This window comes from Streptosporangium sp. NPDC003464, assembly GCF_053588315.1.
Genome location: NZ_JBSFPS010000309.1, coordinates 1 through 11,236, shown reverse-complemented (window position 1 = coordinate 11,236; position 11,236 = coordinate 1). Strand labels below are relative to the sequence as shown.

Genomic DNA, 11,236 nt, shown 5'->3' with positions numbered 1-11,236 from the left:
GCCGAGGGCGCGCGCTCAGCGGCTGAACCGTAGCGTGACCAGCTCGAACGGGCGCAGCGACACCGCCACCGACCCGTCGGTCAGCTCCGGCGCGGCCGCGTCGGCGAGCGGGCGCTCCAGCAGGTCGGTCACGGCGACACCGGTGGCGGTGAAGCCGGTGGAGACGCGGGCGCGGGCCCGGCCTCCCCGGGACTCGTGGAAGCGGACGACGACGTCCCCGCTCCCGTCGTCGGCCAGCTTCACGGCGGTCACCACGACCGCGTCGTCGTCCACGGTGACCAGCGGCGCGACCTCGGCGTCGCCCGGGACCCGCCGCTCGGGCAGGTTGAGGGACCAGCCCTCGCGCACCGCGTCGCCGATCGCCGCGCCCGGCACCAGCGCGTGCCGGAACCGGTGCAGGCCCTGGTCGGTCTCGGGGTCGGGGAACCGCGGCGCCCGCAGCAGCGACACCCGCAGCGTGGTGGTCGTGCCCGAGTCGGACGCCCGCACGGTACGGGTCAGGTCGTGGCCGTAGGTGGAGTCGGTGACCAGCGCCACGCCCCAGCCCGGCTCCTCCACGTGCACGAACTTGTGGTTGCACGCCTCGAACTTGGCGGCCTCCCAGCTCGTGTTGGTGTGGGTGGCGCGGAAGGCGTGGCCGTACTGGCTCTCGGAGGCGTACCGGTCGGCGTGCACGTCCAGCGGGAAGGCCAGCTTGAGGAACTTCTCGGTCTCGTGCCAGTCCACCTCGGTGCGGATGTCGAGCCGCCCGGCCTCCACGGTGAGGACCTGCGTGACCCGTGACGTGCCGAACGAGCGCACCACGCGGACCGAGCCCGGCTCCTCGCCTGGCGCGACCTCGTCGGCGTCCACCAGGTCGGTCACCGTGTTCCGGTAGAACTGGTCCACGTCCCAGGCGTCCCACATGTTGGGGAAGTCGGGGTGAATCTGCAGCAGGTTGGCGACCTGCCCCGGCGCGACCGTCTCCCGCCCCGCCCGCAGGTCGTAGGCCGAGACGACCAGACCGCGGCCGTCGATCTCCACCCGGAGCAGGCCGTCGTTCAGGACGTACCCGCCCTCGCCACGCGTGCGGAGTTCGGCGGCGGCGGGGGCGGGGGCCGCGGCCGCGCCGCCGGCCGGGACGCCGTTGCGGGTGTGCGGCGCCGCGTTGAAGACCAGCTCGCCGGAGCCGGGCTTCCCCGCCAGGGTCCGCTGCGCGCCGTCGATGATCTCGTTCAGCTCCGCGGCCACGGCGGCGTACGTCTTCTCGGCCTCGCGGTGCACCCAGGCGATGGACGAGCCGGGCAGGATGTCGTGGAACTGGTGGAGCAGCACGGTCTTCCAGATCCGGTCGAGCCGCTCGTGGGGATACTCGGACCCGGTGCGCACGGCGGCGGTGGCCGCCCACAGCTCGGCCTCACGCAGCAGCGACTCGCTGCGGCGGTTGCCCTGCTTGGTCTTGGCCTGGCTGGTGAGCGTGGCGCGGTGCAGCTCCAGGTACAGCTCGCCGACCCAGACCGGCGGGGCGGGGTACTCCGCCTCGGCCTTGGCGAAGAACTCGGCGGGCGTCTCCCAGACGACGGCGGCCGACCCCTCCAGGTCCCGCAGGCGGGCCGCCTTGGCGACCATCTCGCGGGTGGTGCCGCCGCCCCCGTCGCCCCAGCCGGTGGGGGCCAGCGAGTGCCGGGCCACGCCCTTGTCCTTGAAGTTGCGCGCCGCGTGGGCGATCTCGCTGCCCTTCATCGAGCAGTTGTAGGTGTCCACGGGCGGGAAGTGGGTGAAGATCCGGGTGCCGTCGATGCCCTCCCACAGGAACGTGTGGTGGGGGAACTTGTTGATCTGGCTCCAGGAGATCTTCTGGGTGAGCAGCCGCTTGGATCCGGCCGCCTTGATGATCTGCGGGAGCCCGGCGGCGAAGCCGAACGTGTCGGGCAGCCACGCCTCCTCGTTCTCGACGCCGAACTCGTCGAGGAAGAAGCGCTTGCCGTGCACGAACTGCCGGGCCATGGCCTCCGAGCCGGGCATGTTCGTGTCCGACTCCACCCACATGCCGCCGGTGGGGACGAACCGTCCCTCGGCCACGGCCTTGACGACCCGGGCCCAGACCTCCGGCCGGTGCTCCTTGATCCACGCCCACTGCTGCGCCTGGGACATGGCGAAGACGAACTCCGGCTCGTCCTCCAGCAGCGCGGTCATGTTGGAGGTGGTGCGGGCGACCTTGCGCACGGTCTCGCGCAGCGGCCACAGCCAGGCCGAGTCGATGTGGGCGTGCCCGACCGCGCTGATCCGGTGGGCCGAGGGCGCGGCCGGCGTGGCCAGCACCCCGGTCAGCTCGGCGCGGGCGGCGGCGGCCGTGCCGTTGACGTCCTGCAGGTCGATCGTGTCGAGGGCCCGCTCGACGGCGCGCAGCAGCTCCCAGCGGCGGGCGCCGTCCACGGGCAGCTCCGCCATCAGCTCGCCGAGCACCTCCAGGTCGATCACGAGCTGCCAGACGGCCTCGTCGAAGATCGCCAGGTCCATGCGGGCCAGCCGGTACTGCGGCTCGCTCCCGGCCGTCTCCTTGTCCCCGAGCTTCGTGGGCAGGAAGGGGTGGTAGTCGAGGATGACCGGGTTGGAGGCCGCCTCGACGTGCAGCCGCACCTCCTCGCCGCCCTGGACCGGCGCGCCGACGCGCACCCACTGGTTGCGCGGGTTGAGGCCCTTCACCGGGCTGCCGTCGGGCCGGTAGACCAGGCCCTCGCACTGGAAGCCCGGCATGTTCTCGTCGAAGCCCAGGTCGAGGATGGCCTCCACGGTCCGGCCCGCCCAGTCGGCGGGCACCGTGCCGGTGACCGTGAACCAGCTCGTGCCCCACGGCGCGCCCCACGCGTCACCGACCGCGATCGGTGAGGGGGAGGCCGCCAGACCCTCGGCCACCGGCACGGGCTCGCCGGGCGCGTGCCACACGGCCACGTCCAGCGGTACGGACGCGGGGTACACCGCGGGGCGGATCCGCTCGTCGAGCACTCGCTTGAGTCGGGCTTCGACCAGCTCGCGGTCGTCATGCATGGGGAGAGACTCCTCGTTCTGGAAACCGGTTCAGCCCTTGATAGCGCCCTCTTCGACGCCGCGGAAGAAGAACCGCTGCAGCGACGCGAAAAGGATCACAATGGGGATAAAGGAGATCATGGTCCCGGCCGCCGGCAGCCGGGGGTTGTTGGTGAACGTCCCGTTGAGGTACTGCAGGCCCACGGTGAGCGTGAAGTTCTCCGGGTCGTTGAGGACGATGAGCGGCCACAGGAAGTCGTCCCAGGCGCCGATGAACGCGAAGATCGTGATCACGCTCAGCATGCCCCGTACGTTCGGCAGGCCGATGCGGATCAGCCGCTGCCACGGGGTCGCGCCGTCGATGACCGCGGCCTCGTCCATCTCCTGCGGAATGGCCATGAACGCGGTGCGCATCAGCAGCACGTTGAGCATGCCGATCGCGCCGGGCAGCGCGACGCCCAGCAGCGTGTCCGCCAGGCCGAGCCCGCGCACGGTGATGTACTGCGAGATGATCGTCACCTCGCCGGGCAGCACCAGGGTGGACAGGAACCCCACCAGCAGCAGCTTCGCGCCCCGGAACCTCAGCCGGGCCAGCGCGTAGCCCGCGAGGGTCGCGCCCACGGCGTTGCCCAGGACCACGATGACGGCCACGATCAGTGAGTTGAGCGCGTACGACCATACGGGGATGGTCTCGGTGACCTGGGTGTAGTTGTCCAGCGTGGGCTGCTGCGGCAGGAAGCTCGGGGTTTCGGTGTAGATGTCCTCGTGCAGGCTCTTCAGCGAGGTGGACAGCTGCCACAGGAACGGCGAGATCAGCAGCAGGAGCACCAGCACCAGCAGCGTGTAGCGCAGGACCAGCTCGCCCGGTCCCGCCGCGCCGAAGCCGCCCCGCCCTCGCCGCCGCGTACGGCCCGCGTGCCTGCTCCGCCCCGGGCCCGGCTCCGGCCGCGGCCTCTCGTCCGGTACGGCGTGGTGCCCGGGTTCGGCGCGTGCTGTGACGTCGGGCATGTCAGCCAGCCTTCCTGTTGAGCCGGAGCAGCAGGAGCATCGGGCCGATCGTGATGACGAGCAGCACGATGCTGAGCGCCGACGCGTAGCCGAAGTGGCCGTAGAAACCACGGCTGTACATCTGGATGAGCATCACGACGGACTGGGCGCGTCCGCCGGGGCCGCCGGTGCCGTTCGAGAGGACGAACAGCTCCGAGAACACGCGCAGCGCCGAGACCGCCACCATCACCGAGACCAGCAGCATCGTGTTCCGCACGCCGGGGACTGTCACGCTCCAGAACCGGCGGATCGGCCCGGCCCCGTCCACGGCCGCGGCCTCGTGCAGCTCCCGCCGCACGTTCCCGAGCGCCGACAGATAGATGATCATGTAGTAGCCGAGTCCCTTCCACACGGTCAGGGAGATGGCGCTGAACACCAGCAGCCAGCGCTCGGTGAGGAACGGGATCGGTTCGGCGATGACGCCGAGCCACTGCGCGAACCCGTTGACCAGGCCCCGGTCGTTCAGCACCCAGCTCCAGATCAGCGCGACCACCACGGCGGAGGCGACGACCGGCGTGTAGAAGGCCGTGCGGAAGAACGCGATGCCCGGGATCTTCTTCTCGACCAGGATCGCCAGCAGCAGCGGCAGGACCGTGAGCAGCGGCAGGCAGACCAGCATGAACACGATGCTGTTGAGCAGCGCGTCGGCGAGCTGGGCGTCGCTCAGCACCCGGGCGAAGTTGTCCAGGCCGGTGAAGTGCCCGCCGCCCAGCGGCTTCGCGTTCGTGAACGCCAGGACGATCGTGTTGATCGACGGCCAGGCGTTGAACACGAGCAGCCACAGCGCGGCGGGCGCCACCAGCGCCCAAGGTGTGAACAGATGGCGCAGCCGCCCCGGGCGGGTCAGTGCGGGAGACGTCACTGGTTGAGCAGCTCGTTACACTTGGCGACCGCGGCGTCGAGGGCCTCCTTGGAGGAGATCTCACCGTTGAGGGCCGCCGCGACCTGCTGCCGGATGAACTTGCTCATCGCGTCGGTGACCTCGAAGGGCTGGAGGACCTCCGCCTTGGCCAGGGAGTTGAAGGCGATGACCTTGGCGTCCCCGGCGTTGGTGCCGTCGCTCTTGCTGAAGAACGGGTCGTCCGCCGAGGCCTTCGTGCTCGGGAAGATGCTCACCAGGTGGGCGAACGCCGCCTGGTTCTCCGGGCTGGTCACCCAGCGGGCCAGCGCGATCGCGGCCGGCGGGTTCTTGGTCTTCTTCGAGATCGACAGGCCCTGGACGTACAGCGGCGGGATGCCGAAGTCGGAGGAGGCCACGATCTTGGGGGCGAGCGAGGGGTTCTCGTTGGCCACGCTCGTGATGTGGTTGCCGCCGCCGGTGGTCCAGGCCACCGCGCCCTCGTTGAACAGCTTGGCGTTGCCGGCGTATGTGTCGGTCAGCACGTCACGCGGCATCAGCCCCTCCTTGAAGGCGGCGCGGTATTTGTCGATCACCGCGGCGGCCTCGGGGGTGTTGAACACGAATTTCGTGCCGTCGTCGGACAGGAGCTTGACCCCCGCTTCCTTCAGGTCCCCGACCTCGGGGCGGCGGCTCATCAGCAGGACCTTGCCGCCCGACTTCTCCTTCATGATCCGGGCCTGCTCGACCAGCTCGTCGAAGGACGTCGGCGGCTTCTTCGGGTCCAGTCCGTACTCCGTCATCAACTCGGAGTTCCAGTAGTTGACGTCGGTGTTGAGGTACCACGGGTAGCCGTAGGTGCCCTGGTGGCCGCGGAACCGGTACGCGTCGAGGCCGCCCGCGACGTACTCGTCGGCCAGCTTGGAGTCCACCTGGGCGACGTCGAGCAGCATGTCCTGCTTGACCAGCGGGCGGGCGAAGTCGGGGGGCAGGTTGACGACGTCGGGCAGGGTGCCGCCCGCGGCCTGGCTGAGGACCTTGTCGGAGTAGGCGTCGGCGGGCTGGTCGAGCCACTGGACCTTCGTGCCCGGGTACTTCTTCTCGAAGGCGCCGATGACGCCCTCCATGTACGTCGTGAACTTGGGCTTCAGGGCCCAGGTCTGCAGTGTGACCGTGCCCTTCACCTCGCCCGTGGCCGCCGCGGTCGGGGCGGGGGCCTGCTGCGGGTCGGCCCCGCCGAGCCCGCAGCCCGAGACGACCATGACGGTGGCCGCCGCCAGTCCCGTCCAGTACCTACGCATGGCGCTCTCCTTGAGTACTAAATCGCTCTAGTTGCGGGACTATTCCCCCGGCTAGACTCATGTGTCAATAGCTGAGACGAACTCGTGAAGGAGCAGTGGTGCGCCGACCGACGATCACCGACATCGCGGAGCGGGTCGGGGTTTCGAAGGGCGCGGTGTCCTTCGCGCTCAACGGACGCCCGGGGGTCGGCGAGGCCACCCGCGCGCGAATCCTGCAGGTCGCGAAGGAGATGAACTGGCGTCCGCACAGCGCCGCGCGGGCCCTGGGCGGGGCCCGCGCGGAGGCCGTGGGCCTGGTCATCGCCCGGCCCGCCAGCACCCTCGGCGTGGAGCCGTTCTTCGCCCAGTTGCTGTCCGGGCTGCAGGCGGGGCTGTCGGCGCAGTCGGCGGCGCTGCACCTGCTGATCGTCGAGGACGTCGAGGCCGAGATGGAGGTCTACCGCGACTGGGCCTCCGCGCACCGGGTGGACGGGTTCGTCATGGTGGACCTCAAGGTCCGCGACCCGCGCATCGAGGTGCTGGAGGAGCTGGGGGTGCCCGCGGTGATCCTGGGCGGTCCCGGCAAGCACGGGAGCCTGTCCAGCGTGTGGGCCGACGACCGTGGGGCGATGCTGTCGGTCGTGGACTACCTGGCCGCGCTCGGCCACGGCAGGGTCGCCCACGTCGCGGGCCTGCCGGAGTTCCGGCACACCCAGCGGCGCACGCGCGCGCTGCGCGACCGCGCCGGGCGGCTCGGCCTGGAGGAGGCGGTGTCGGTGCACACCGACTTCAGCGACTCCGAGGGCGCCGCCGCGACCCGCGCGCTGCTGTCCCGCCCCCGCCGGCCGACGGCCATCGTCTACGACAGCGACGTGATGGCGCTGGCCGGGCTGGGCGTGGCGGGGGAGATGGGGGTGAAGGTGCCGAACGAGCTGTCCATCGTGGCCTTCGACGACTCGGTGCTGACCCGGATCGCGCACCCCGCGATCAGCGCGCTCTCCCGCGACACCTTCGCCTTCGGCAAGCAGCTCGCCGAGGTGATGCTGGAGGTCATCGCCGAACCGGGGCTGCGCCGGGACGTCAAGACGGCGACTCCCCGGCTGGTGGTCCGGGAGAGCACCGCGCCGCCCGGGACTTGGCAGGAGGACTAAAACGCTTTAGGCTCCGCCGGGAGATCGTTCGACCCCCGGAGGACGCGTGCCCCTGTCCGACCCCATCCGCTACGGCGCCAACTACGTGCCCTCGGCCGGCTGGTTCCACAGTTGGCTGGACCTCTCGCTCGACGAGGTCCGCCGCGACTTCGAGGACCTGGCCTCGATCGGCCTGGACCACGTGCGCGTGTTCCCGATCTGGCCGTGGATCCAGCCCAACCGGGCGATGATCCGGCAGCGCGGCGTGGACGACCTGCTGGCGCTGATCGACGTCGCCGCCGAGTTCGGCCTGTCCGTCGCGGTGGACCTGCTCCAGGGGCACCTGTCCAGCTTCGACTTCCTGCCGTCGTGGGTGCTCACCTGGCACCGGCGGAGCCTGTTCACCGACCGCGACGTGCGCGACGGCATCGCCGCGTACGCCGACCGGCTCGCCCGCGCCGTCGCCACCCGCGACAACGTGTTCGCCGTCACGCTCGGCAACGAGGTCAACAACCTCTACCCGAGCAACCCCACCACGCCCGAGGCGTCCACGGCCTGGGCCGCCGAGCTGATCGACGTCGTGCGCTCGGCCGCGCCCGGCCTGCTCGCCCTCCACTCGCTGTACGACGCCACGTGGTACGACCCGGAGCACCCGTTCCATCCCGCCGACAACGTGGACCTCGGCGACCTGACCACGGTCCACTCCTGGGTGTTCAACGGCGTCTCCGCGATCGACGGCCCGCTCGGCCCGGCCACCGTCGGCCACGCCGACTACCTCGTCGAACTGGCCGCGGCCACCTCGCTCGACCCGGCCCGGCCCGTCTGGCTGCAGGAGATCGGCGTGCCCCTGCCCGACGTGCCCGAGGCCCACGCCGCCGAGTTCGTCCGCCGCACGCTCGACACGGTGACCGCCAACCCCGCCCTGTGGGGCGTCACCTGGTGGTGCTCCCACGACCTGGAACGTTCCCTCACCGACTTCCCGGAGCGGGAGTACGACCTGGGCCTGTTCACCGTGGACCACCACCCCAAGCCCGCGGCCAAGGAACTGGCGGCGATCATCGGCGAGCGCCGCCGCCGTACCGAGGGAAGGCGCCCCGCCCTGCGGTGCGAGGTGGACCTGCGGACCGAGCCCGGCCGCCGGGCCGAGGTTGCGCCCGGCAGCGCCTTCCACACCGAATGGGTCCGGCTGCGCCGGACCGGACCAGTGGCCATCGTCGCCGGCGACCGCGCCGCCGACCCAGGCCACCTCACGACTCGGGGGATCGACACCGTCCTCACTCACGAATGAGAGAGCCCAGATGCGACGCCGCGTGTTACCCGCCCTGTGCGGGGCCCTGATCGCCACGGCCCTCGCCGTCCAGCCCGCCCTGGCCGGCCCCACATCCCCGCCCACCTCCTCACCCGCCGGCCCGTCCCCCTCGGCCGCCCCGTCCGCTCCGTCCACCCCGGCGGCGCCGGACCGGTCGGGCCGCGCGGCGGTGCGGGCGGCGGGCGGCCAGCCCTACGCCTCCTACTGGCACCCGAACACGATCCTGAACTGGGACCCGGCGACGGATCCGGACGCGCGGTTCAACCGGTCACGGGTGCCGCTGCGGCCCCGCGCCTCCGACCCCGCGCTCAAGGCCAACCCGAACGCGCGCGCCGGCGAGGGCAAGGTCGCCTCGCTGGTGTCGTTCGGGCCCACCTCCGGCAACCCGTCGCAGGGCTCCCTCGACCCCAACTACTACGCCTTCACCTACTGGCAGTACATCGACACCCTGGTCTTCTGGGGCGGTTCGGCGAGCGAGGGCCTCATCCTCGCCCCCAACGCGACGGTGATCGACGCCGCGCACCGCAACGGGGTCAAGGTCTACGGCACGGTCTTCTTCCCGCCGACGGCGTACGGCGGACAGATCCAGTGGGTGCGCGACTTCGCGCAGAAATCCGGCTCGAACTACCCGGTCGCCGACAAACTGGTGCAGGTGGCCCAGCACTACGGGTTCGACGGCTGGTTCATCAACCAGGAGACCGCGGGCGGCGACGCCGCCCTGGCGACCGAGATCCGCTCGCTGATGAAGTACGCCCGGGCCAAGGGTCAGACCGAGTTCATGTGGTACGACGCGATGACCGAGAGCGGCTCGGTGAGCTGGCAGGACGCGCTCACCACGGCGAACGACGCCTTCCTGAGCGACCCCGCCCGGGTGTCCGACTCGATGTTCCTGGACTTCGGCTGGGGCGCGGGCAACCTGCGGTCGTCGCGCGACCTGGCCCGCTCCCTCGGCCGGGACGAGCACGAGCTGTACGCGGGCATCGACACCGAGGCGAACGGCTACAACACCGGGGTGAGCTGGGACGCGGTGTTCCCCGCCGGTCAGTCGCACGTCACCTCGCTGGGCATCTACCGGCCCGAGTGGACCTGGAAGTCCTCCTCGGGGCCGGCCGACTTCCGCACCCGCGACTCCCGATACTGGGTGGGCGGGAACGCCGACCCGTCCGACACCGCGACCTCCTCGTCCTGGAAGGGCCTGGCGCACTACGTCGCCGAGTCCACGGCCGTGACCGCGAAGCCGTTCGTCACCGGGTTCAACACCGGGCACGGCGACTTCTACAACGTCGGCGGGGCCCGCGTGCGCACCGGCGGCTGGAACAACCTGTCGGTGCAGGACGTACCCCCCACCTACCGGTGGGTGGTGAGCTCCACCGGGACCCGGCTCACGCCGTCCATCGACTACGGCGACGCGTACGAGGGCGGCTCCTCGCTGCGGCTCACCGGGAACCTCGACGCGGCCAACACCGTGCGGCTCTATCAGACGAAGCTGCCGGTGGCGGCCGACACCAAGCTGTCCGTCGTGGTCAAGACGCCCGCCGCGGGCCCGACCCGCCTGAAGGCGGCCGTCGCGTTCACCGACGCGCCGGACACCTTCACCACGTTCGACCTGGGGTCCACCGGCGGCACCGGCTGGGAGCGGAAGACGCTGGAGCTGTCGGCGCACGCCGGCAGGACCATCGCCCAGCTCGGCCTGCGCGCCGAGGGCTCCGCCGCCTCGTACGACATCCGGGTCGGGCAGCTCGCCGTGTACGACGGAGCCGTGGACGCGCCCGCCGCGCCCTCCGGCCTCCAGGTGCTCGGCGCGACCGACGTGTCCCCCTCGCGCAAGTCGCTCCGCCTGGCCTGGACCGCCGCCGGCTCCGGATCCGGCCAGGTCCACCACTACGACCTCTACCGCCGCAACGCCGACAGCTCCCGGACGTACCTGGGCGCGACCCCGAACGACGCCTACTTCGTGCCGCAGCTCGACCGGGCCGGCGCGGAGACCAGCACGACGATCGAGGTCGAGGCCGTCTCCACCGAGTACGGCCGGTCGGCCGCCGCGACCGCGACGGTCGCCTGGTCGGGTGAGCCGGGGGAGGAGAACCGCGCGCTCGGCCGTCCGGCGACCGCCTCCGGGCAGTGCAACGCGGACGAGGGCCCGGCCAAGGCCGTGAACGGCAGCGTCACCGGCGGGAACTCCGACAAGTGGTGCACGCTCACCGCGGACAGATGGCTGGAGGTGGACCTCGGCGAGGCCCGCTCCCTGACCCGGTTCGTGGTCCGGCACGCGCAGGCCGGCGGGGAGAGCGCGGCGTTCAACACCCGGGACTTCACGGTCCAGGTGCGCTCCGCCGCCTCGGAGGAGTGGAGGACCGCGGTGACCGTCACCGGCAACACCGCGGCCACCACCACCCACCCGGTCACCCTCACCGCCCGCCACGTCAGGCTGTCCATCACCAAACCGACCCAGAACACCGACCCCGCCGCCCGGATCTACGAGTTCGAGGCGTGGGGGAAGTAGCGCGGTAACGTGCCCCACCAGGCCGGTCGCGCCGCCGGGCTGATCCGGACCGTCACCACCGCCTACACCCAGGGCTGGCGGCAGGGTCCCGCCGGAGCTGTCCCGATCTCGCCGGAGCTGTCC

Annotated in this window: 7 protein-coding genes; 3 read left to right on the top strand and 4 right to left on the bottom strand. The window is 71.4% G+C overall.

Translation table 11 applies throughout. From position 1 onward, the window contains the following. Positions 1-15 precede the first annotated feature (15 nt). From ACWDS7_RS41720 to ACWDS7_RS41705, 4 genes are read right to left on the bottom strand one after another with little or no spacing between them, the layout of a single operon-like run. On the bottom strand, positions 16-3,027 hold the full coding sequence (locus ACWDS7_RS41720; protein ID WP_451933789.1) for an alpha-mannosidase: 3,012 nt from the start codon (positions 3,025-3,027) through the stop codon (positions 16-18). A 30-nt stretch (positions 3,028-3,057) separates the two neighbouring features. Continuing rightward, complete coding sequence (locus ACWDS7_RS41715; RefSeq protein WP_451933788.1) at positions 3,058-4,014, bottom strand: carbohydrate ABC transporter permease; 957 nt, start codon at positions 4,012-4,014, stop codon at positions 3,058-3,060. Position 4,015: 1 nt separating this feature from the next. Then, positions 4,016-4,915 (bottom strand): carbohydrate ABC transporter permease, encoded by a 900-nt coding sequence (locus tag ACWDS7_RS41710; protein WP_306871526.1) that lies wholly within the window; start codon positions 4,913-4,915, stop codon positions 4,016-4,018. After that, on the bottom strand, positions 4,912-6,192 hold the full coding sequence (locus tag ACWDS7_RS41705; RefSeq protein WP_306871523.1) for an ABC transporter substrate-binding protein: 1,281 nt from the start codon (positions 6,190-6,192) through the stop codon (positions 4,912-4,914). The genes ACWDS7_RS41710 and ACWDS7_RS41705 overlap by 4 nt, the downstream gene beginning before the upstream one ends. A 98-nt stretch (positions 6,193-6,290) precedes the next feature. Here ACWDS7_RS41705 and ACWDS7_RS41700 point away from each other — a divergent pair, with 98 nt between their 5' ends. The 3 genes from ACWDS7_RS41700 to ACWDS7_RS41690 are packed head-to-tail and all read left to right on the top strand — an operon-like array spanning position 6,291 to position 11,113. Beyond that, positions 6,291-7,322 carry a LacI family DNA-binding transcriptional regulator gene (locus ACWDS7_RS41700; protein WP_306871521.1) on the top strand — a complete coding sequence of 344 codons (1,032 nt, stop codon included), beginning with the start codon at positions 6,291-6,293 and terminating at the stop codon, positions 7,320-7,322. A gap of 46 nt (positions 7,323-7,368) precedes the next feature. Continuing rightward, positions 7,369-8,589: a glycoside hydrolase 5 family protein gene (locus ACWDS7_RS41695; RefSeq protein WP_451933787.1), complete on the top strand. Its 1,221-nt coding sequence runs from the start codon at positions 7,369-7,371 to the stop codon at positions 8,587-8,589. A gap of 10 nt (positions 8,590-8,599) precedes the next feature. Next, a complete protein-coding gene (locus ACWDS7_RS41690; protein ID WP_451933786.1) occupies positions 8,600-11,113 on the top strand; it encodes an endo-beta-N-acetylglucosaminidase in 2,514 nt (837 codons plus the stop codon). Positions 11,114-11,236: the final 123 nt, after the last annotated feature.